A 22,979-nucleotide genomic window follows, 5' to 3' on the forward strand; every position below is an offset into this window, starting at 1 on the left:
CTTAATGATTTAAGACAAATGTATTTTACACTCATTATGATTATTATAGGGATTTTTTTCCTTTTAGGAGGAGCCATCGTGGTTTGGCCGCTTATCAAAAAAGCATCGTATTATCATTACCAATGGATAGCCAATCTTGTGCTTATTTGTTTTTTTATAGGCAGTTTTCTTTTTGTCATTGTCTACACCCTTTTGATTAATGAGTTTTTTACGAATTATTTTTACGCCACCCTTTTTTTATTAGGGGGTTTTTATGTGTTTTGGATGAGTTATTTGAGTTCAAAAACGATTGAAAAAATCAAAACCATGGATAATTTGAAGTTAGAATATGAAAAAATTCGTTATAATGCAGAACACGATAAACTCACCGGATGCTTCAATCGTCATTATTTAATGGAAATTTTGGACAATCGCTTTAGAAAAATCAAATTAAACACTGGACAGTTAACGGTCATGTTTGTTGATTTAGATGGGTTTAAGAAAATCAATGATGAATATGGCCATGATTTCGGGGACCAAATCTTACAGCGCTTTGGTCAATTATTAAAACAACAACTTCGAGAAGAAGACATCATTGCCCGCTATGGTGGCGATGAATTTGTGGTATTGGTTGAAAACATCCCCTTAACTAAAGCCAAGTCTATCGGACAGAAAATCATTCAAACGACTTCTCGGATTACCAAAGAAAAACTCCCTAATCATTCATCACTTGGTTGTTCTGTGGGCATCACCCAATTAACCAAGAACTCGTTATCCATCAATAGCGTGCTAAAAAAAGCGGACGACGCCTGCTACAAGGCTAAAAAAAATCATGGCAATACCATTTGGGTCGATGACAACATGACCTCTTCATTTCTTGACTGATAACCCATGACAAATAACATTGATTAATAATCAAGTAGAAATTTAAAAAAGAAAATATCCTCCTACAGCGAAGATGAGATATAAAAAAACCAAGACGCCGCCCATCCATCGTGATATCCGCTGTGTTAACATAAAAAGAGAGATTATGACCATGGTGAACAAGCAAAAAGGCAGATAGAAAATTAATGTTTGCTGATTGACCTTCACGGGTTTTATCATGGCAATAATACCTGCATTAAATAAAAAAAATGCAAAAATTGAACCGACCACATTACCAAAACTAATTTCCGCTCTTCCTTTAAGTGCTGCAGGCAATTCCCTGGCTATTTCCTCAATACTGACTAAAAAAGCAAGAATAATCATTCCGAAAAAGGTGCCGGAAAGTCCAAAATATCGAATCATGGTTTTAGATGCCATAACGATGAGCTCACTCCCCACAAGAATGGCTACTAGAGAGAAGAGAAGTAATCCTAAAGATTTCCACCGTTCTTCTTTTTTGACCGAGTCTATGGTTTCAGAAAGTTCATGAGATGGCTTGATGTCATACCCTTTTTTATGGAGCCATAAGAGGTAAAAGACTGAAAGGATAAAGCTTACAAATAAAATCAAGCCATCGATTCTCGAAAGTTCCCCATCTAATGCGAATAGCCCCCATAGAAGAATAGCTAGGTTAGGTAAAATAAGAATACGTTTTGGTGTTTGCTTAAATGTCATCGGTGCAATTAATGCGGTGATGCCAAAGGCTAGTGCAATCGCGACTATGGTGGCACCGATGATTGAACCTAAGGCAATGCCTGCCATTTCGTTAAACGCACCGACGGCTCCAATGGCTAAGTTTTCTGGGTCGAAACCAATAAAAACAACGCTGATGAAAAAAGTAGAAACTCCAAAACTGGCCGAAGTTCCCACGGCTCCTTTCACCAGTTTCTCAGCAAAACAAATCACCAATAGAAGTCCTATGATAAAGAGCCCTATGGCCAGAAAAATATTCAATTTGTTGCTCCAGCAATGGAATTAGGTGTTGCCTTTTCGAGAAAATAAAGAGTTAATTCTTGTTCTATCACTGCAACTTGTGAATAAATTCTCTAATCGCAGCCACCTTGCATCATAGCTTACTTAATCCAAATAAATAAAGCTTTGCGGAGAAAGAAGAAGCCATCCGCTCTAATTCACTAATTGAGATAATATTTTAAGCGCTTATCCTCTATCGCTTGATTTTAATTTATGTTAGCATGCTAATTATTAGTTTGTTAATTGGTTTTTGGAAATGAGGCGCTTCACTCTGTTAGTGCATGAAATTAGCCTTGGTTGGCTCTATTTGCTCGATACAATCTCAAAACAGTTGAATTTTGGTCAGGCCCATCGAGCCTGGCTATTCCCCTTCTTAAGGGTAAAAAATCCATTGCTCCTTACGCAGCATCCTACCCTCTTTGAGACGTCAATTAAGCGACTCAGAGTAGGGCAGGTCATGAATAAATCGTACTTAAAACCTGCTGGGGCAACATCCCTTGATTGTAAGAGAATCCCTATCCACCCTGTGTCCTCCAGATTGAAATGGAGAAGCATATGAAATCCGCTTACCACAAGTTGATTGGGTTAACAGGGGCAATGGCTTTATGCTCATGCACTGTTGGGCCTGATTTTGTAAGACCCTCACCATTAAGAAACCAAGCCTACACCTCTAAATCAACATATCAATTGGGCAATCAACACGTAGCACTGAAGAATAAAACGTCACGAACCTGGTGGAAAGAATTTCATTCCCCAGCGCTCAATCACCTGATGGAGCAAGGCATCCAGCATAATTATTCTCTGGCGGCCATGCGAGAATCCTTGGCACAAGCCAAAGAGTTGGTTGCGGCCTCCCAAGGCCAGTTATGGCCTCAAGCCGGGCTCAATGCGACCGTCGGAAGGCAACAATATGGTCCTGCCACATTTGGACCCGTTAATCTCCGAATTGAACCCTTTTCCTATTATCAAATAGGTCCTAATGCTTCTTATACGCTCGATGTCTTTGGTGGAACACGTCGCACCATTGAAAAGCAAAAGGCATTAGCTTTATATCAACAACATGAGCTGGATGCCGCATTTTTGACATTAACCGGTAACATCGCCACAACGTCTTTAACCCTTGCGACAATAAAAGCACGCATCGATGTACTTAAGGACATTATCCAGGATGACAAGAAAAATCTACAGCTGATTCAAAAATCCTTTAGTGTGGGTTCGTCTTCTCGAAGTGATGTTTTAAGCGCGCAAAGCCAGTTAACCAATGATGAAACTTTATTGCCCTCTCTCTATCAACAACTTCGTGTTGCACAAAACACACTCAATGTTCTTTTAGGTACACTGCCACCGCGTTCACAGAAGGATTTAGTTTTTCAGTTAAAAGACTTTACTTTGCCTAAAAAACTGCCATTAGAACTGCCATCAACGCTTGCTCATAAAAGGCCGGATATCCTCGCTGCGGAAGCGAGTTTGCATGCAGCCAGTGCGGATGTTGGAATCGCTACGGCACGTCTTTATCCCAACATCACCCTTTCTGCCACACTCTTACAGGAGGGAGTAATTCCCAGCGCTCTATCAAGTATTTCTCCTAATGCATGGAGTCTTTTGAGTAATTTAACAACTCCTGTTTTTTCTGGAGGGACATTGCGTGCACAACGCCGAGCCTCCATCCATGCCTACCAATCGGTTTTGGCTCAATACCAACACATAGTACTTAAAGCATTTTATCAAGTGAGCGACCTGTTGTATGCCTTAAAACACGATGCAGAGGAACTTGCATTACAGAAAAAAGCGGTGCTGACCGCCAAAGAGTCTCTACGTGTGGCCAGATTGAGCTTTACTGCAGGCGTGGTTGGCGTTTTAGAAGTGCTTGATGCGGAACGATTGTATGCTCAATCGCGTTTGGGCTATGTCAATGCTCAAGCACAAAGGTATCAAGACACCATTCAACTGTATCTTGCTTTAGGTGGAGGGCTCTATCCTTAAACCTCGTGCACCTTGTTTATTAGGAATCAATGAGGTGGATTAATGAACTAGCAAAAATAAGGAATGTGCAAAAAATGGGGGTCATTCGCTCTGTGAATGAATTGAAATACTTTTTCCTTTTTTAACTAAGTCAGAGAAAATTTTAGAATTAAATGAAATGAGTTACAAATCATTAGTTAACAACGGGCTATACAATATGAACGCGTTCCCTATGGTATTATATGAAACCGCAGCCACTTGGCGAAATTTACTTGATAAACGCTTAAAACCATTAGGCCTTAGCCAGGCAAAATGGCGGGCATTGCTCCTTCTCTCCATGACGAAATACCCATTGACACAAATCCAACTTGCTAAAAAGCTAGGCATTGAGGCGCCGACTATTGTCGGTTTAATCGATCGCCTCACTAAAGAAGGATGGGTGATTCGACAAGATGCAGACTACGATCGCCGCGTCAAAGTCATCTGCCTTACTGAAAAAGCCACATTGACTCTTGACCAGATACAAAATACCGCAGAGGAACTTTCTAAGGAATTACTTGCTCCTTTATCTGAAGCAGAATTAGAAGCATGTATTGCCACACTACAAAAAATTAAGAAAACCGCCGAGGAATCTTATGAATAACCCAACCCTTCTGAAGAAATCAATCCTGCACAAGTGGCGCAATAAAACGCATTCATGGAAACGTTTTCTAATCGTCTTAAGTCTCACATTAATCACCTTAGCCAGCATTTATTTCTGGACTCTTGCTCAACGGTATGTCAGTACAGAAGATGCCTATATTAATGGAAATGTAGTCCAAATTGCATCCCGAGTAACCGGCCCGGTAAAACACCTCTATGTGGAGAACAATCAATTTGTTGAAAAAGGGCAACTGCTGTTTGAGTTAGACCGCACGCCTTTTGAAGTCGCAGTGGAACAAGCTGAGGCCCAATATCTCATTGATAAGACCAATCTGCAACATGCCGAAGCCACTTCCATTCGAACCCGAGAGTTAGTCAAAAGCGAAGTGATGTCTCGTCAAGCCGGAGATGATGTTAAAGCAAAACTTAAAAGCGCCAAAGCAGCTTTGAGACTTTCAGAAGCCAAACTCAAAGAAGCCAAATTGAGACTATCCTATGCCCGTGTGCTCGCTCCAACAAGTGGTTGGGTGAGCAACCTGTCTCTCAGGGTGGGCAATGTCGTTTCAGAAAACCAGCCCCTGTTTGCGATGATTGATGACACCACCTTTTGGGTGGATGCTAATTTTAAAGAAACAGAACTGGAACACATCCAACCAAATCAACGAGCAACCATTAAAATCGACATGTATCCCCATAAACAATTCATTGGGGTGGTCAACAGCATTAGCGGTGGAAGCGGCACGGCGTTTTCATTAATGCCACCACAAAATGCCACTGGAAACTGGGTCAAAGTAACACAACGCGTCCCTGTCCGCGTGCAAATCATCAAACCGGACTCCCAATATCCTTTGCGCCTGGGCACTTCAGCCAAGGTATCCATCGATTTACAGTCCAAGCAAGTGAGTAAAACCTCATGAATAATCCTTCGGACTCTTTATCCGCCTCACAACGCTGGATAATTACCGTAGCCATCATGGCAGCTACCCTGATGCAAGTATTGGACACGACCATAGTTAATGTCGCACTGCCTCATATGCAGGGTTCATTAGGCGCAAGCCCCGATGAAATAACCTGGACCTTAACCAGTTATTTAGTAGCTTCTGCCATTTTCATGCCTTTAACCGGTTATTTTACAGATAGGTTTGGCCGAAAAGCCTACCTTCTTTTATCAATTATAGGGTTTACCCTTACCTCCGCTTTGTGTGGTGCAGCAACCTCTATCGTACAAATGGTGGTATTTAGATTGCTTCAAGGCATTTTTGGTGCTGGGTTGGTTCCTTTATCCCAAGCCATTTTGACTGACATTTTTCCAGATAATGAACGCGGTAAAGCCATGGCCATTTGGGGTATGGGCGTCATGGTAGGCCCTATCTTAGGTCCGTCGCTGGGTGGGTATCTTACTGACATTGCCAGTTGGCGATGGACATTTTATGTCAATATTCCATTTGGGATTGCGGCAACACTGATGGTATTCCATTTTGTTCCGGATACTCTTAAAAAGGAACGCAAGATGGATTGGATTGGCATGATACTCATTGCGTTGGCAGTAGGCTCCATTCAATATGTTCTTGATCGCGGCAATCAAATGGATTGGTTTGCCGCCTTGGATATTCGCACTGCCACATTTTTAGGTCTCATCAGTTTATGTGGATTCATAGCGTACAGCATCAAAAACAAATCCAATGCCCTCTTTGACCTTTCTATTTTTCAAGATCGTAATTTTGTTCTTTCCAGTCTATTACTGGCCATCTTGGGATTGGGTATGTATGGAACAATGGTTATCCAACCCCAAATGCTACAAGGTTTACTGAATTATCCCGTTTTAATCGCAGGATTAATCATGGCGCCCCGCGGGATTGCCAGTATGTTCAGCATGATGATTGTTGGTAAATTAATTAATCAAGTTCAACCTCGCTGGTTAATTTCGATAGGAGTGTTACTCAGTGCTTCCGGGATTTATATCACGACTCATTACTCCCAAGAGGTTAGTCTAGCCTGGCTCATTTGGCCATTAATACTCCAAGGATTTGGATTGGGCTTGATTTTCGTTCCATTATCCTCTGTAGCATTTTCAACCTTACCGGTTTCTTCTCGTGCCGAAGCGGCTGGACTGTACAGCCTATTACGTACCATAGGCTCTTCTGTAGGGATTTCCATTACTATCACCTTCTTAAGTCGCCACACTCAAATGGCCTGGAATCAAATCGCAGGCTCAATTCAACCCTACAATCCAGCATTAATGGAATACCTACGCCCCTGGCATCTTAAAGCCACGGATCCACAAGCCGCTGCCTTATTATTGAATGAGCTAGGTAAACAATCGCTAATGCTCTCTTATATCAATACATTCGCGTTTATCATGTGGAGTTTTCTGATTATGTTACCTTTTGTATTATTGTTGAAACAAAATAATTCGCCAGCTACCTCTATTGTCAGCGAGTGAGGCGGCTCATTTCTCTTTCGTTGATTGTGAGCAAACAAAATGGCTTTGAAAAGCGGAATTGGATACATATTTTTATAGTCCATTACCTATGGTTCTCTAATAAAAGAGTAATGGTCATTGTTTGGTTATGTAATTCACAATTGCCAACGGTCAATGGTGACAATTCACCATAAGAGTAAAAGCCAATTTGAGTTGATCCCTTGGGCATTGATTGCAATGTAGTTTCTGTTTCTTCCTCAGTGCGCTCACCTAATAGTAGTCTTCTGCCAACACAACTAATATCAATTGCCAAAACGGGCTCTTCTTTTAAGTCCCTATTTTCAAAAAGAAGATTATTAGCGCTTTCACTTGCATCATTCGCACTTTCAATGAGTCTATCAAAATTGGCACGCATTAATCGAGCATGGTATCCTTGAGGTACGTCTCCAGCAAAAACTAAGGATTGGCTGTTTTCATCAATACCCAAAATAGTGCGTACAATATACTGAGAATCTGGATCAAAATAATTACGGATAGCAAGTGGGTAAAGCAAACCAGAAGCCGGTAATTCAGAAGCCCTCTCACCAAGATAAGCTTTATAGAGTTTTAATGCCGGTTGATGGTCTAATTCATAAAGAATATTTCCTTTAGAGTGGGTAATGAATCTTTCTGGACCAAAAATATCCCAACCGCCTTGCGACCCATATCCTATGTGGATTTGCTCGCCATAAAACCCTATGGCTGCAATGCAGTGGTCAACGATTTGTCCTTCATAGATAAGCCAGGTATTTTTAAAATCAGCACCGTCACCAGCAAGTCCTCCAGTAATAATGACTTCTTTAGCTGAGTGTTTGTTTAAGCCCTTGATTAATTCGGAACCATTAACATGTAAGCCGTCAGACAAAATAAAAATACCCTTGGGTTTCTGATGTTGATGCAATAATTTTGCCAATTGGGCACCGGCCTCGTAAGAATCTTCAGTTCTTTTTACTTCAGCCTTTGCGAGCTGTAGTTTTGTGGATTCAAATTGAACCACAGCAACGGAAATACTGTTATCAAAAATATTAGGCCCCAAAATTTCCCCTGCGGTGGAACAACCTATGATTTTTGATTTTTTATAAGCTTGGGCTAATTGTTCAATTGGTTTTGCATTATTTCTAAAGTTTGGACTGGCAAAAACTAAAACGAATGTACTTTCGGAGTCCAGTTCAGGAAATTTCTGAATGCTCCATCCCAGATTTTGGATGTATTGAAAAGATTGAATTTTCATTATACTAATGTCATTTCAATTTAACTTTCGAATAATCAATTATAGCCCATTTTAAAATATATTAATAAAATGAGATATTCAAAATTAGATATTCGAAAGACCCTTCGGTAACATTCACTTATGAGGCAATAGGCGAACCCCACTTGCAGGAATTGCGGGTTGCTGATTTGCTTAAGATGTAATCCAAACCATCTATTTTTCCCAAAATTAATTCTTCTGTTAGATTAAAATAATAAGTCTGTACTTGATACCCACGTAGTTAAGAAAAACCAATCGACACACACAATGCAAATGATAAAAAAACTTTCTATGACATCCAAATACCTGAATTTTTAAATTTAAAGTTTACGGCATATTGGTACAATGATACTTATTTAAAACAACACTTAAGAGAATACAATTCCAAAGGCGAACCAGTTATGTTTTTTAAAAGAAACAATGACACCGACTTGAAGGGAGTCATGATAGAAAATGCCTTTATAAAAGGAAATGAAAATTATTATCTTTTTCTTGGATTTGAAATCGATACTAAACTTACAAAAAAAGACACACCTTCAATTGTATTTCCAGGAGGATTTGAACATACCACAATTAGCTTAGACCACAAACAAGATACATCTTTCTTGACGCTAACATACTCTACAAATGAAAACTATTATAATTTAATTAACGAAATAGGCACCGTAGACATTCAATATCCTCTTTTTTAAAGCAAATTATGTATAAAAAATGACGTAGTTTCATAGATTTGACCACGTCACCTATGATTTATTACCGCCATCTACAAATTAACCCAATCTGCGCCAATGAATTGAAACATGCTTTACTAAAGTCCGTTGAATGCGCTGTAAAGGATATTTAATCTTTAATATACTCTGAATTCAGTTCATCTTCGTATATAATTCACGCCCTGTTATGACTCGGGTATATAACGATCACTATGGACAGAATATTAACTATTTCTTTACTCATTTTTATTCACATTTCCACGGCATGTGCAGAATTAACCAAAAAATACATTAGTCATAATGTAGAAGATTTTAATAGCACAATAACTGCGACAATGAATCGAACAAACTTTGATGAATGTAAAAGTCTTGGAAGAGAGTTTGTTGCAGATTTTAATAAAGCACACAAAACATTTCTCGATGGTCAATACATCAAAGCAACTATTAATGTATTAAATATTGTAGAAAAGCAAATGAGTCATATGGATTTTCTTTAAGTCTAACTCTTGCGAACAGCAATCAGCTTTAACCGCAGTTGCTTTTCAATTTCAAGCACAGCAAAAAACAGTGCGCCGGTTAGAACGACGAGTACGCCATCCCCAAAGGGGATACTTTCAGTAACAAATATGGTTTGTAAAGGAGCGAAATAGGTGATTGCAAACTGTGCCACAGTAATCACAATGACCGCCATCCAAACCACTTTGGTCCCTTGTACTGCGTTCCATGTGAGTGATGTTCCATAAATATTGCGAATATAAAACAAATGAAAAATCTCAAGAACAACCAGTGTGTTTAATGCGATTGTGCGTGCCAACTCAAGCGAGTAACCGCGATCGAGCGCATAAAAATAGAGTCCAAAGACGCCACAAATAAAGAGAATAGAAACCAGAAGCATATGCCATACCAAGCTGCCGGTCAGTAAAGGCTCGTTTCGAGGGCGTGGTGGTCTTTGCATGGTCCCTTCTTCGGTCGGCTCAAAGGCCAGGGCAATGCCAAGAGTCACTGCGGTAATCAGGTTGATCCATAAAATTTGAATCGGCGTTACCGGCAAGCTTAGACCTAACAGCAGAGCCAGGATAATCGTCATTGACTCACCCGCATTGGTGGGTAAAGTCCAGCTAATCACTTTTTTAAGATTATCATAAACAGTACGGCCTTCACGTACAGCGGCTACAATGGAAGCAAAATTATCATCCACCAGTACAAATTCAGCCGCCTCTTTGGCGACTTCACTGCCTTTTCTCCCCATAGCAATTCCTGCATCTGCTCGTTTTAACGCAGGCGCATCATTGACCCCATCGCCGGTCATGGCCACAGTCATTCCATGTGATTGCAATGCCATCACCAGCCTTAGTTTATGTTCAGGACTTGTTCGGGCAAAAATATCGGTTAGCAATACAGCATTTCTGAGTACGGCGTCATCCATGTTATCCAAATCAATGTCTGTTAATACCTTATCCAAATTTTTAAGTCCTATTTGCCGGCCAATAGCAACCGCTGTACTGGCATGATCGCCTGTGATCATTTTTACTTGAATGCCCGCTGTATGGCATTCTGCCACTGCTGCAATGGCTTCAGGTCTGGGCGGATCAATCAGTCCAACCATCCCAAGTAACGTGAGATTCCCTTCAACATCAGCGAACTCCAAAACGATATGTTCTGGCTTTATTTTTCTGACAGCAAAAGCGAGGATGCGCTGTCCACTTGCTGCAATCATTTCCATCTGCTCTTTCCAGTAAGACTCATTTAATGGCTCTGTTCCACCCCAGTCTGTTTGTTGAACTTGACACATACCCAAAATCTGCTCAGGAGCTCCCTTCACCATGACCATCGCATGATTGAAATGGTCGTGGTGAAGAGTTGCCATGAAGCGATGCTTGGCATCAAAAGGAATGATATCGGTACGCCTCCAGGATTCGTTTTCCTCTTTAAGGACAAGTCCCGTCTTACCTGCAAAGGTTAACAAAGCGCCCTCCATAGGGTCCCCATCCACAGACCAACATCCTTCATGTTCACGAAGCATGGCGTCATTGCAAAGAATTGCTGCATGGGCCAGTTTTTTCAGTACAGGGTGCTCGTTATGATCAATGATTTGTTCATTCAACATCAGGGCACCGACCGGCTCGTAACCGGTGCTGTCGAGAGTAAATAGGTGGCTGCTGGTTATAACCGAAGACACGGTCATCTCATTTAGAGTGAGGGTACCTGTTTTATCCGTACAGATAACCGATACCGCGCCTAAGGTTTCAATGGCAGGTAGTCGACGTACAATGGTATGTCGTCGCGCCATAGCCTGCACACCAATAGCTAAGGTAATTGAAAGAACGGCAGGAAGACCTTCCGGGATAGCCGCAACCGATAAACCAACCACGACCATAAACAATTCAACAAACGGGTGATGTTGAACAAAATACCCATACGCAAGAAGGAGTGCCGCAATCAATAAAATGAACAAAGTCAGCCATTTTGCAAACAGCCCCATTTGTAGGACTAAGGGTGTGGTTAAAGACTCTACTTTTGACAATAGCCCACTAATATGTCCAATTTGAGTGGATGAGCCTGTGGCCACCACAATGCCTTTGCCCTGACCATTGGTTACCAGGGTCCCACTAAATGCCATACAAGTCCTGTCACCTAATACGGCATTTCTTGGGACTGAATGAATGTGTTTTTCAACCGGAATGGATTCACCAGTTAAGATGGCCTCCTGGATGGTGAGTCCATGAGATTTTATTAAGCGTACATCGGCAGGAACTTTATCTCCTGCTTCCAGCAAAACAATATCGCCTGGCACAAGCTCCTCACCAGCAATACGCCGTCGTTCGCCATCCCGTAATACGGTAGCCGTAGGGGACAGCATTTTCCGAATCGCGTCCAGTGCTTTTTCTGCTTTTCCTTCCTGGATAAAACCGATTAGGGCATTGATGATGACGACTGCTAAAATAACGCCAGTATCTATCCAATGTTGCAAGAGTAAAGTCACCAGAGCAGCCCCTAGTAACACATAGATGAGGATGTTATGAAACTGGAGCAAGAAGCGAAAATAAACATTTTTTCTTTGAGGTTCCGGTAAACAATTGAGGTCATAACGTTTTAATCTGTTTTTCGATTCGTCCTCGCTTAAACCGAATTCTGATGTAGTATTTAATGTCGCGAGAATTGCTTCTGCTGACTGCTCATGCCAGCAGAGCTCTGGGATGTTGTTTTTTGATTCCACCATGGTCCTCTTTTCCCTGATTAATAGGCTTTTACTGGGGATACAAAACCTTGTGGTTTTAATGCCAGTAACGAGCAATCAATGTCTTGCAAGATGTTTTCCGCAGTATTGCCAATCATAAATCCAGATATCCCGGTGCGTGCGACGGTGCCCATCACCAAAATATCGATTCTTTTATGGGTTATGATGGCGGGGATAACCTCTTCTGGTTGTCCTTTCAGATGGTCAATTTGGTATGCTCCAGAAATTTGAGACCGTTTAATGAGCTCTTGCAAGAGCAATCCATGAACATGTTTTTCTTCAGCGACTATTCTATCTAATTCTTCTTTAGATATTTTTAACCACACACTATCCCGTAAGTAACTTTCCAGCGCAAATTCCCAACAGGAAATAATACTTAATTTACCCTGATAACGGACGTTTAATGAATGAGCAACTTCTAATAAGCGAAGCGAAAGGTCCAGGGCTTCTGCTTCTTCATCTTTGGGATCAATAGCCACTGCAATGCGAATATCCTGTTGCGTGTGCTTAAGCGGACGATAAAGAAACAAGGCACAGGGGCATTTGCGCAATAGTTCCATGTCCAGTGCTTTAAAGCCTTTCATACCTTCTCGTGTTTCCGCTTCTTTGATGAGAAGATCATGTGAATTTTTAAGGACATGGCGAATGATTCGGATGTCAGGTGTTGTGCCACAATCCACTTCAATATCGATGGGAATTTTCTTTTTAGATACCCCAAGCCCTGATTTGGCCAATTGAATGGCTTTGTTCATTTTGTCAATCAATGATGCTTCATAAGAAGTTTTGTACTCACTAAGCGTATCAGGAAAAGGAGGGCAGGTAATTAAAATATGAAGCTGTGCCTCGTTTTTAGAAGCTAATTTTAACGCCAGCTGTAAGGCTTCTGTTTCGTTCTTAATTCCATGGCTAACGAATAAAATGTTATGAAATCGGTGCATTACTTATTCCTCCTTGAAAGGGCTGGAGCAATGTTTCAAAATCGTATTTGAACCGCAATTGCTCCTTGCTTTTTACATGTATTGGCCGCCATTGACATCCAGATTAGCTCCAGTGATAAAACTCGATGCAGGGGATGCCAAAAAAGCAACGGCCTCTGCAACATCTTGCGGAAGTCCCAAGCGCCCTACCGGTATGACTGAAATTATAGTATTTAAAACGTCTTCTCGCATTTTGCGAATCATGGGCGTTTCAATATAGCCTGGCGAAATAGTATTCACCGTAATGCCTTTGCTGGCTACTTCAAGCGCCAGGCTTTTGGTAAAGCCAAACAATGCGGCCTTGGTTGCTGCGTAATTGCATTGCCCAAACTGACCCTTACGTCCATTAATTGAGGAAATAGAGATAATACGTCCATACCCTTTCTCAAGCATGGCAGGTAGTGTATTTCGCGTCATGTTAAATACACTGGTGAGGTTCGCATTCACTACACTTTTCCATTGCTCTGGCGACATCTTTTTTAAACTGGAATCCTGAGTCACACCTGCATTGTTAACCAATACGTCAATACGACCGTAGCGTTCCATAACCAGTGATACCAGCTGTTCACAATCATTAAACCGCGCAATATCCGCATACAGTATATCAATTTCAAATCCTGCTTGTTGTTGCTCTTTTTGCCATTGAATTGCTTCTTCATGATTGCCGTTTTTGAAGTAGCAGGCAATCACAGAATAGTCTGTTGCTAATCGTTGACAAATAGCGCTACCAATACCTCCTGTACCACCAGTAACAATTGCTATCTTTTTCTCCATGATTATTCTCCTTAATTAAATTGGTTTGTCCCTATAGAAAAATACTTTGTTATCGTTTGATTGAGGCCATTTTTAACATTAAAAATCCAGTGAGTCCTGATATAAACGAACCAAGCACTACGCCCATTTTAACCATGGGCATTAAGCTTGAATCATTGTTTTGGTAAGCCAAAGAACCAATAAACAAACTCATGGTAAAGCCAACGCCGCAAATAAGTGCAATGCCATAAACTTGAGCAAGATTCACCTTATCTGTCTTAAGAAGTTTTTTGAACTTAACAAAATAGCCCAAAGATAAGAAAATACCCAATTGTTTTCCAAGAAACAATCCTAGCCCAACGCCTAAAACCACTGGGTGGGTAAATATTGAGAAATCAAGCCCTATAAAAGTGATCCCTGCATTAGCAAAGGCAAACAAGGGAAGAATGAAAAAGACAACCCAATGATGCAAACCGTCTTCTAGGCGCGTCAGCATCGATTCCTTGCCTACATCAGGGATGGTCATGGCAATCACAATCCCGGCAAGGGTTGCATGAACGCCAGATTTTAATACGGCGATCCACAGAGCTACCCCAAAAAGCATGAATACTGAAATGCGGCGACATTTAAAATAATTTAAGCCAATCAAAATCAGGGTAAACAATAATGCCAGTGAAAAAGAAAAAAGCGATAACTTTGCAGTATAAAACAGCGCAATAATAACAATGGCTGCCATATCATCAAAAATGGCGATGGCAGTGAGTAAAATTTTGAGTGAAAAAGGTACACGTGAGCCTAAAAGAGAGACGATTCCTAGAGTAAATGCAATATCGGTAGCGGTAGGGATTGCCCATCCTTTTAGATAGACTGGATTATGAGCATTAAAGAAAGCAAAGATTAAAGCGGGAAAGAGCAAGCCACTTAATGCCGTAAGGGCTGGAGCCAGTAGATTGGTTTTATTACTCAAAATTCCCCGATTGATTTCCCGTTTAATTTCAAGGCCAATCAATAAGAAATATACAGCCATTAATCCATCATTGATCCATAGAATTAGCGGTTTTTTTATGGAAAGATTCCCAACAGAAACACTGCCATTAATATGCAAAAAATGCTCATAACCAATACGATAAGGGGAATTGGCAACGATTATCGCAAGCACTGCAGCAATAAATAATAGGATACCACCAAGAGTTTCCAGGTTATAAAAGGAATCCGATTTATTCATCAATTGATTGTATAAGTGACTAAAAACCAAGTGTACTTGGTGTTGTCGTTCGATACAATTCTGCAGAACATTTTCTTTAATCAGGATTCTGGTGATGCATGGTCATTCATATCCTCCGGAATTTTCATGATTTTTTATAAATAGAGTTCTGTGTTTTTCATAGCAACCAATCGATTGCCTCCTGTCCAAATAAAAAAATTTTATATTGGTGTTGCGTATTTATTTGTCAATGCTATGCTCATAAGGTAAATCATACGATTTACGTTTTTTGATGGGCAACAACACCGTGAGTGAACATAAAATATTGGGTCAATATGGGAATTGAATCAGTTAAAATGTTTAACCAATTGGCTGAAGATTATGATGGTTGGTTTGATAGTCATCCAGGTGTTTTTCAATCGGAACTTGAAGCCTTAAAGAAAGTCACCCCTCAATCAGGAGAAGGACTTGAGGTGGGCGTTGGTTCTGGACGATTTGCTGCCGCATTGGGTATAAAAACAGGCATCGATCCTTCTGTTCAATTAAGTCATTTCGCTAAATTAAGAGGTATTGATGTATTCGAAGGGGTTGCTGAATCATTGCCTTTCCAGGAACAGCAATTTGATTTTGTCTTATTCAATACGGCGTTATGTTATGTTGACTTGCCGTTAGTAGCACTTCTCGAAGCAAAACGAGTCTTAAAACCTAATGGGAAGATTATCATAGGCATGATTGATAAACATTCGATGCTTGGACAGCAGTACGAAGCCACAAAACAAGACAACCCATTTTCTCAATATGCTCACTTTTATTCAGTATCCGAGATTCTTGAATTGCTTCATGAAATTCATTTTACAGAAGAGGCAATTAATCAAACACTATTTGCTCCTATTGATACCATCATAACAGCAGAAGAGAGCAAACCAGGTTATGGAGAAGGCGGGTTCATTGCACTATCCGCCGGCATGTCTCCCTTTTCTTATTGAAGGTTTATTAGCAAGTCTTGCATCGACCAATCAGCAGATTGAGCGTGAAGACCCACTAAAAAAGTATTGAATCGCTTTGTAAAGACGCTACGCGGCTTGTTTTTCTTGTATTATCGCAACATCCCCTTGGACACACTATACTTTTTAATAGGATTTGAACAAAGAACAGAGGACTAATGAATTATTCTTTTCGTTTTCTTGTTGCAGAAGCATCTTTTCCTGCTCGCATTATTATCCGAAATCAATTAATGCAGCTTGGACAACACGTGGATATCGTTCCCTCAATTGAAGACACTCTGATGCAAATTACATCTAAAAGCTATGATATGCTTTTAATTGATAGCTACTTGTACTATTCACAAGGTGACTATGATTGGACTGCATTGATAAAAAAACACCACCCATTTACTACAGCTCCAGTGATTGCACTAATCTGCGAACATCCACCGATAAAAAATGAAATGGGAAGCCCTCACTTGTGTAGTTTTAGAAAACCATTCAGTGAAGAAAAAGCGATAATAATTATCCATTATCTGGAAAGCACATTAAGCTAAATTGAAAACCCCAAAGATAAATTGATACATTAATGTCCCCACGGTATCCGATGGTCATTAAAGAAGCCCTGCATCTTGAAAATCCACGCGCAACCATGCCAAATGGAGTTGATTTAAGTGACCCGGAAGGAACTTTTAAACCTAACGCTCTCCATTAAGTAATTCAATAAAACCAGTGGATTACCTATTTCCAAACGCGCACCCGGTTTCGTCCTTCGGACTTAGCCAAATACAATGCCTTGTCTGCATGTTCAATAGACTCCTCTATCGGTTTATTAGGCTCAAGCAGCGCCAGACCAAAAGAGGCAGTTACTTGAATCAAGTGCTCCTTGCCATCATCGATGGTAATGGCCTCAAGCACTTTCCGAAGACGTTCACTCATTGCGAACCCCATATCCAAATCGGTAAATGGCAAACACAGTAAAAATTCTTCACCACCATAACGAAAAACTTTATCATAGGCCCTTAGATTCTCAATAAACAGACGAACAGCTGTTGCCAAAACACGATCTCCCATCTGATGGCCGTGCCGATCATTAATCTCTTTAAAGTAATCTAAATCCACCATAACCAAGCAACAACTTTGCCCTTGGCGCTTAATAATTTCTTGTTGCTCTCGCAAAGTCGACAGCATCGTCACGCGAGACAGTGCCCCAGTCAACGCATCTCGGCTGTGAATCAGATATTCCAACTCATTTTAAGAGCGGAGAGCTCAAGTCGCATCTGCTCCAAGGCATTGGCAAAATGATTGTAGTCAATAGGGGCTATCCCTTCTGGCATACTTGCCTTTTGTAATAACTGCGCGGTTAATTGATGCATGCGTTGGTGTGACACGCCTATATTAATGATTCCAGGATGTTCTTGAATTTCTTTTGGGATGCCACTGTAATACCATTGCCCAAATCGGCAACGCGTATGAGCGTCAGGCTGCAAATCGTTGTTATCTCCAGGCAGTCGGCAAATCAAGGTTCTAATCAATGAATTGTGCCATTGTTGATGATTATAAATTGCTTGCTCTAGTTGTGAAATAATTTGCTGCAGTTCGTTTTGAGTAACACTAGTAAATGCTGCCATGACCTATCCCTTGTTTCCTTGTCACTAATACTCAGGTGAAATAAGAGTATTTCACCCATCACAGCCCAACTCAATGGAAAGGCGTATAAAACTTAAAATTATTTCTTCCTGTGGATTTCACTTGATATAAAGCGGCATCCGCATGTTGAATCAACGTATCCAAATCAGAACCATCTTGAGGATAAAGGCTCACACCGATACTCAACGAAATCGAAATGGTCTGTTCTTTTATAAGAATAGGCTGTTGGATAGCATGAAACAAATGATTAATCACGGTATGTACCTCTTCCTCATGAACAATATCTGAAAGAATAATTAAGAATTCGTCCCCACCTTGTCGTCCCACAATATCTGAAGAGCGCACCGATGCTGTTAGACGTGATGCAACCTCTATTAATAACAAATCACCGGCATCATGGCCAAACGTACCGTTAATCTTCTTAAAGTAATCCAAGTCCATAAACAGCACGGCGATACTGCATTGATGGCGCTTTGCATACGCCATAAATAATAGAAACGATTGCTCCAATTGCTTGCGGTTTGCCAATCCTGTCAATGCATCATGGTAGGCCATCCTAACCAACTCATGTTCAGCCTTTTTTTGAGCATCAATATTTTGAATTTGAGCAATAAAATACAGCGGGGCACTATGTGCATCCCTAATTAACGAACCACTCAATAAAATCCAAACGATGGCGCCATTTTTACAAATATAACGTTTTTCCATTTGGTAGGAGCTTATTGTGCCGTTCAATAATTGGCGCACATAATTTAAATCGGTTTGCAAATCATCAGGATAGGTTATCCGCTGAAAATCGATTTGTAATAGTTCTTCTTCTGTGTAACCTGTTATTTGGCACAGCGATTTATTCACCTTAAGCCAGCGTCCTTCCAATGAAACTAAAGCCATACCGATGTCTGCATAATCAAAAGCCGCACGAAATCGTTTTTCGCTTTCTTCAAAAGTTTCATTAACCCGATGAAGCGCTCGTGTTCGCTCATGAACTTTTTTCTCTAGCTTAAGATTTAAAGACTCTAAATACTCGGTTTGCGGCCAAAGAGCGAAACAAAGATTGACATCAGCAACTATTTTGCATTAAAATTTGAAATAATATGAAAAACCGTAAAACGTAGGTTTATAACGCCATGAAAATTACATCTTAAGTACGCCCATCTAATAGGGCGAATAGAGGAAATCATTGTTGATTTTCTATTTTTTATTGTCCTAAAAGACATGCTTAAGAGTAAATCATGCACCATAAACCGATTCAATTTAAAGACCTAGGTCTTATCTATTCGCATAAAATCTGTTTTCAAAACTTCAGTGGTGAAATCCATTTTGGTGAGCGTATTGCACTGATTGGCAGAAATGGCTCGGGAAAATCTACCTTACTTAAAATGCTTGCTGGTTTTTGTTCAGCCTCTGCTGGCGAAATTCAAATGCCACAGGATGTTCGTTTTGGTTACTTACCCCAATTGATTGAAGAATGTCCTGATTTAAGTGGTGGTCAACGATTAAACCAGGCGTTAACCAAAATATTGTCTGAAGATCCGAATGTTTTGTTGTTAGATGAACCCACAAATCATCTGGACAGACGCAATCGTCGTTCTTTAATGCGGATGCTCGAGCATTATCCGGGGACGTTGGTCATTGCTTCTCATGATACGGAGCTCATCAATACCGTCGCAGATACTCTATGGCATATTGATTTGGGTAGGCTCACTCTATTTAGAGGGGCTTATTTTGAGTATCAGCAGATGCTTGAAAACAAGAAAGCATCGATTGAACAGGAATTATCACGGATTGCACGTGAGAAGAAAGAATCACATCTTGCTCTAATGAGAGAACAAGAACGTAATAAACGTTCTCGTGTTTCAGGTGAAAAAAAGATAGCCCAACGCAAATGGCCAACGATTCGGTCTCATACAAAGCTCGCCAATGCAATGACAACAGGAAATAAACGATTAAGTCAGATTAATCATAAAAAAGAACACTTGCTTGAAGAGCTTTCTTCTCTAAACCTTCCGCAAACGATTAAGCCCAAATTTAAATTAAACGGTCTTGACCACCATAAGCCCTTAATCAGGATTCAAGACACTTCTATTGCCTATGAATCAGGAGCTGTGATTCTGGAAGACATTCATTTTCACTTAAATGGCTGCGAACGAGTGGCATTGTATGGGGACAACGCATCAGGGAAGTCCACCTTTGCCAAAGCGATTTTGGAGGATAGTCACATTAAGAGAACAGGTGAGTGGACTCTTCCTCAGTACAATACAGTTGGGTATCTCGATCAGCATTATCAACATCTGGATTGTGACGAAACAGTTCTGGATTTGATGAAAAGTCAGATGCCCCATGCTTCTCATGCTGAACTTCGTGCCCATTTAAATGACTTTTTATTTCGCAAAAATGAAGAGGTAGAAATAAAGGTCAAAGATCTTTCTGGTGGTGAAAAGGCAAGGCTTTCTTTAGCCTTGATTGCTGCCAATCCGCCTAAACTACTTGTTTTAGATGAGGTAACCAACAATGTAGATCTGGAAACACGCGATCATATCATCGGAGTATTACGTGAATTTCCAGGTGCGATACTGGTTATTTCTCACGATCATGATTTTTTAGAATCCATTCACATTGAAACCAGGTATCACATTCATCAAGGGAAGATACATCATTTCAATGGGGAACAAGCAGAGGGTGTTCATCATGACTAGTCGTTTGCCTAACCACATAAGCTCTTTTATGTGGCATTTTTTAAAACCGTATCGTCGCATGGTTTTTTTATTTATCCTGCTTGCTTTAATGGCTGGATTTTGGGGACCGTTTAATAGTTTATTGATTAAGTCCTTCATTAATACCTTAGTGGCAAAGACAAATACAGACCTCTCCGCTTTGTATTGGATCGCTGGATTATTGGTATTGAACTTTATTATCTTTGACAATATCACCTGGCGAACAATCGGGTACTTGAACTATAAATACGAAGCGGTGATTAAAAACCAAATTATTAGCCAAATGTTTGAGTATGTGTTGGGAAGTAGTACGCAATTTTTTCAGGATAACCTATCAGGGCGAATTGCCACACAAATTACGACTCTTGCTGATAATCTTGAGATTATTTTGCATCGCGTATCTGTCGATTTTCTACGTGGTGCTTCATTGTTGCTGGTTTCCTTTATTACAGCCTATTTTGTTAATGTCCTGTTCTTTTATATTTTATTCTTATGGTTCATTGCCTTTGCCTCATTTAGTATTTGGATGTCGGCGCGATTGGTTCAGTTATCGGATGACCATGCAAATTCTGAATCGCAGCTTTCTGGGCAATTAGTAGATAGCCTGGCGAATCAATCCAATATTCGTATTTTTTCACGTAAAGGCTTTGAAGTAGAGCGTATGAATACTTTTTTTCGCTCGGTACAACGGGCTTTCCAAAGAAAAGAGCTGTTTATTGTTTTGTTATGCTGCGCCCAAGGTGGAATGATTGCGGTAATGATGGGTTTGGCATCGATTACCTTAATTCACTTGTATGGCAAGGGACTGGTGAGCATTGGTGATTTTGCTTTGATTCTTGGGCTTTCCATGGAATTGGGGCATATGATGTGGTACACCATGTACCAAGTGGACCAATTTAACCAAGCCTTAGGCAAGGCAAGACAAAGTTTAAATGCATTGGTCATCCCCCATGAGATACAGGATAAAAAAAATGCATCCCAATTAATTGTTACGCAAGGGCAAATTGAATTTTCAAAGGTAAAATTTCATTACCAAGGTGGTTACTCCTTGTTCCAGAATAAGTCGGTAACCATTGAAGCAGGTCAAAAAGTGGGGTTAGTGGGCTATTCAGGCAGCGGCAAGTCCACTTTTGTTAATTTGATTTTGCGACTTTATGAGGTAGTGGATGGACAAATTCTAATCGATGATCAAAACCTATCTGAAGTGACTCAAGAGAGTTTAAGACAAGCCATTGCTATGATTCCTCAAGACCCTACACTTTTTCATCGAAGCTTAATGGATAATATTCGTTATGGTAGGACAAAAGCCTCGGATGAGGAAGTCATTTTAGCCTCCAAGAAGGCTCATGCGCATGAGTTTATCAGTCTTTTGCCAGAAGGCTATGAGACATTGGTCGGTGAGCGTGGTGTGAAGCTTTCAGGCGGGCAACGCCAGCGTATTGCCATTGCTCGTGCGATTTTAAAAAATGCACCCATTTTAATGTTGGACGAAGCCACGTCCCAGCTGGACTCCATTACAGAATCCAACATTCAAGACAGTCTTTGGGAGTTGATGCAGGGAAAAACAACCCTGGTCGTTGCGCATCGCTTATCGACTCTGCTGCATATGGACCGAATTTTAGTATTTGATAAAGGCCATATTGTTGAAGATGGCACACATACTGAACTGTTGAATCTTGGTGGTTTGTATAAAACCCTGTGGGACGCGCAAGTAGGTGGATTCTTGCCTGATGAGCGAAAAGAAGAATCTGAAGAGTCAGTTAATAACGGGGTATTAGATGAGTAAATTACATACAGAATTTTCGGAAGTGAATCATTTGCTTAATGACTTACTGTCCGGCTTGCAATCAATTTTAAAGGAACATTTGCTGGGCGTTTACGTGTATGGTTCATTCGTCTGGGGTGATTTTGATGAAACAACCAGCGACATTGATGTTCTTGTGGCATTAAACCAAGAAATGACATCAGAAGAATTCGCGGCTTTAGATTATTTGCATACCAATCTGGTTCAGCATTTTCCAGATTGGTATGACCGAATTGAAGTAGCTTATGCATCGTATAGAATGTTACAACATTTTAAGACAGAGCAAGGTCAAATTGCTGTCATTAGCCCAGGAGAACCGTTTCACCTCAAACAGGCGGGAACTGACTGGCTTATTAATTATTATTTATTGCAAACAAATAGCCTCATTCTATATGGTCCATCAGCAAAGTCGATTGTTGCTCCTGTATCAAGCAGTGAGTTTATAGAGCATGTCAAAAAGCAGAGCATTGAATGGCAAGATTGGGTTATTCATACCAGAAATTCTTTAGGGTACCAATATTATGCTGTATTAACACTGTGCAGGGCTTTGTACGTGCTCCACCATCAGGAACAAGGCTCTAAGTTAAAAGCTGGAGTGTGGGCTAAAAATCAATTCCCAAAATGGCGAGCTTTAATTCAACGAGCATTAACTAAAGCGGAACTAGATCATGCAAGCGATATCTTGACCGAAGAAACCTATCAAGAAGTCACCGCATTTGTGGATGAAATGGTTCAGCATATTCAAGAGAGAGAATAG

At 40.5% G+C, this 22,979-nt stretch carries 22 protein-coding genes; 13 read left to right on the plus strand and 9 right to left on the minus strand.

What is annotated here, in order from left to right; genetic code table 11:
- The first annotated feature begins 18 nt into the window (after window positions 1-18).
- The gene (locus KYQ_RS17635) at window positions 19-864 is read left to right on the plus strand and encodes a GGDEF domain-containing protein (protein WP_014845106.1); all 846 of its coding nucleotides are present in this window, start codon (window positions 19-21) and stop codon (window positions 862-864) included.
- Window positions 865-906: 42 nt separating this feature from the next.
- On the opposite strand, the gene KYQ_RS17640 is transcribed toward KYQ_RS17635, so the two are convergent.
- Window positions 907-1,857 (minus strand): sodium:calcium antiporter, encoded by a 951-nt coding sequence (locus KYQ_RS17640; RefSeq protein WP_019350449.1) that lies wholly within the window; start codon window positions 1,855-1,857, stop codon window positions 907-909.
- A 573-nt stretch (window positions 1,858-2,430) separates the two neighbouring features.
- Between KYQ_RS17640 and KYQ_RS17650 the strand changes: the two genes are divergently transcribed.
- From KYQ_RS17650 to KYQ_RS17665, 4 genes are all read left to right on the plus strand, one after another.
- Window positions 2,431-3,858: an efflux transporter outer membrane subunit gene (locus KYQ_RS17650; protein WP_014845104.1), complete on the plus strand. Its 1,428-nt coding sequence runs from the start codon at window positions 2,431-2,433 to the stop codon at window positions 3,856-3,858.
- A gap of 211 nt (window positions 3,859-4,069) precedes the next feature.
- Complete coding sequence (locus KYQ_RS17655) at window positions 4,070-4,480, plus strand: MarR family winged helix-turn-helix transcriptional regulator (RefSeq protein ID WP_231294697.1); 411 nt, start codon at window positions 4,070-4,072, stop codon at window positions 4,478-4,480.
- The gene (locus KYQ_RS17660) at window positions 4,473-5,396 is read left to right on the plus strand and encodes an HlyD family secretion protein (protein ID WP_014845102.1); all 924 of its coding nucleotides are present in this window, start codon (window positions 4,473-4,475) and stop codon (window positions 5,394-5,396) included. The genes KYQ_RS17655 and KYQ_RS17660 overlap by 8 nt, the downstream gene beginning before the upstream one ends.
- Window positions 5,393-6,922, plus strand: a complete 1,530-nt coding sequence (locus KYQ_RS17665) for a DHA2 family efflux MFS transporter permease subunit (protein ID WP_014845101.1) — start codon at window positions 5,393-5,395, stop codon at window positions 6,920-6,922. Before KYQ_RS17660 ends, KYQ_RS17665 begins: the two co-directional genes overlap by 4 nt.
- An 82-nt stretch (window positions 6,923-7,004) precedes the next feature.
- Here KYQ_RS17665 and KYQ_RS17670 read toward each other — a convergent pair whose 3' ends face one another.
- Window positions 7,005-8,171 (minus strand): FIST signal transduction protein, encoded by a 1,167-nt coding sequence (locus tag KYQ_RS17670; protein ID WP_014845100.1) that lies wholly within the window; start codon window positions 8,169-8,171, stop codon window positions 7,005-7,007.
- Between the two features lie 419 nt (window positions 8,172-8,590).
- On the opposite strand from KYQ_RS17670, the gene KYQ_RS17675 reads away from it, so the two are divergent.
- The gene (locus KYQ_RS17675) at window positions 8,591-8,881 is read left to right on the plus strand and encodes a hypothetical protein (protein ID WP_014845099.1); all 291 of its coding nucleotides are present in this window, start codon (window positions 8,591-8,593) and stop codon (window positions 8,879-8,881) included.
- Between the two features lie 230 nt (window positions 8,882-9,111).
- On the plus strand, window positions 9,112-9,396 hold the full coding sequence (locus KYQ_RS17680; RefSeq protein ID WP_014845098.1) for a hypothetical protein: 285 nt from the start codon (window positions 9,112-9,114) through the stop codon (window positions 9,394-9,396).
- A gap of 2 nt (window positions 9,397-9,398) precedes the next feature.
- Here the strand turns inward: KYQ_RS17680 and KYQ_RS17685 are convergent, their stop codons facing one another.
- From KYQ_RS17685 to nhaA, 4 genes are all read right to left on the minus strand, one after another.
- Entirely contained in the window at window positions 9,399-12,119 is a 2,721-nt protein-coding gene (locus KYQ_RS17685) for a cation-transporting P-type ATPase (RefSeq protein WP_014845097.1), read from the minus strand.
- A gap of 17 nt (window positions 12,120-12,136) precedes the next feature.
- Window positions 12,137-13,075, minus strand: a complete 939-nt coding sequence (locus KYQ_RS17690; RefSeq protein ID WP_019350451.1) for a universal stress protein — start codon at window positions 13,073-13,075, stop codon at window positions 12,137-12,139.
- A 72-nt stretch (window positions 13,076-13,147) separates the two neighbouring features.
- Window positions 13,148-13,888 carry an acetoacetyl-CoA reductase gene (gene phbB, locus KYQ_RS17695; RefSeq protein WP_014845094.1) on the minus strand — a complete coding sequence of 247 codons (741 nt, stop codon included), beginning with the start codon at window positions 13,886-13,888 and terminating at the stop codon, window positions 13,148-13,150.
- A 49-nt stretch (window positions 13,889-13,937) separates the two neighbouring features.
- Complete coding sequence (gene nhaA / locus KYQ_RS17700) at window positions 13,938-15,092, minus strand: Na+/H+ antiporter NhaA (protein ID WP_014845093.1); 1,155 nt, start codon at window positions 15,090-15,092, stop codon at window positions 13,938-13,940.
- A 314-nt stretch (window positions 15,093-15,406) separates the two neighbouring features.
- Here nhaA and KYQ_RS17705 point away from each other — a divergent pair, with 314 nt between their 5' ends.
- From KYQ_RS17705 to KYQ_RS19640, 3 genes are all read left to right on the plus strand, one after another.
- On the plus strand, window positions 15,407-16,057 hold the full coding sequence (locus KYQ_RS17705; RefSeq protein ID WP_014845092.1) for a class I SAM-dependent methyltransferase: 651 nt from the start codon (window positions 15,407-15,409) through the stop codon (window positions 16,055-16,057).
- Between the two features lie 176 nt (window positions 16,058-16,233).
- The gene (locus KYQ_RS17710; protein WP_014845091.1) at window positions 16,234-16,611 is read left to right on the plus strand and encodes a response regulator; all 378 of its coding nucleotides are present in this window, start codon (window positions 16,234-16,236) and stop codon (window positions 16,609-16,611) included.
- Window positions 16,612-16,643: 32 nt separating this feature from the next.
- Window positions 16,644-16,769: a hypothetical protein gene (locus tag KYQ_RS19640; RefSeq protein ID WP_019350452.1), complete on the plus strand. Its 126-nt coding sequence runs from the start codon at window positions 16,644-16,646 to the stop codon at window positions 16,767-16,769.
- A gap of 26 nt (window positions 16,770-16,795) precedes the next feature.
- Here KYQ_RS19640 and KYQ_RS17720 read toward each other — a convergent pair whose 3' ends face one another.
- The 3 genes from KYQ_RS17720 to KYQ_RS17730 all read right to left on the minus strand — a co-directional run bounded on the left by KYQ_RS17720 (window position 16,796) and on the right by KYQ_RS17730 (window position 18,595).
- Entirely contained in the window at window positions 16,796-17,245 is a 450-nt protein-coding gene (locus KYQ_RS17720) for a GGDEF domain-containing protein (protein WP_019350453.1), read from the minus strand.
- Window positions 17,246-17,289: 44 nt separating this feature from the next.
- Window positions 17,290-17,685 carry a CZB domain-containing protein gene (locus KYQ_RS17725; protein ID WP_014845089.1) on the minus strand — a complete coding sequence of 132 codons (396 nt, stop codon included), beginning with the start codon at window positions 17,683-17,685 and terminating at the stop codon, window positions 17,290-17,292.
- A 70-nt stretch (window positions 17,686-17,755) separates the two neighbouring features.
- The gene (locus KYQ_RS17730; RefSeq protein ID WP_014845088.1) at window positions 17,756-18,595 is read right to left on the minus strand and encodes a GGDEF domain-containing protein; all 840 of its coding nucleotides are present in this window, start codon (window positions 18,593-18,595) and stop codon (window positions 17,756-17,758) included.
- A 341-nt stretch (window positions 18,596-18,936) separates the two neighbouring features.
- Here KYQ_RS17730 and KYQ_RS17735 point away from each other — a divergent pair, with 341 nt between their 5' ends.
- From KYQ_RS17735 to KYQ_RS17745, 3 genes are read left to right on the plus strand one after another with little or no spacing between them, the layout of a single operon-like run.
- Window positions 18,937-20,400 carry an ABC-F family ATP-binding cassette domain-containing protein gene (locus KYQ_RS17735; RefSeq protein WP_014845087.1) on the plus strand — a complete coding sequence of 488 codons (1,464 nt, stop codon included), beginning with the start codon at window positions 18,937-18,939 and terminating at the stop codon, window positions 20,398-20,400.
- The gene (locus KYQ_RS17740; RefSeq protein ID WP_014845086.1) at window positions 20,393-22,204 is read left to right on the plus strand and encodes an ABC transporter ATP-binding protein; all 1,812 of its coding nucleotides are present in this window, start codon (window positions 20,393-20,395) and stop codon (window positions 22,202-22,204) included. The genes KYQ_RS17735 and KYQ_RS17740 overlap by 8 nt, the downstream gene beginning before the upstream one ends.
- Window positions 22,197-22,979: a nucleotidyltransferase domain-containing protein gene (locus KYQ_RS17745; RefSeq protein WP_014845085.1), complete on the plus strand. Its 783-nt coding sequence runs from the start codon at window positions 22,197-22,199 to the stop codon at window positions 22,977-22,979. Before KYQ_RS17740 ends, KYQ_RS17745 begins: the two co-directional genes overlap by 8 nt.

It is taken from the genome of Fluoribacter dumoffii NY 23, assembly GCF_000236165.1.
GTDB lineage: Bacteria > Pseudomonadota > Gammaproteobacteria > Legionellales > Legionellaceae > Legionella > Legionella dumoffii.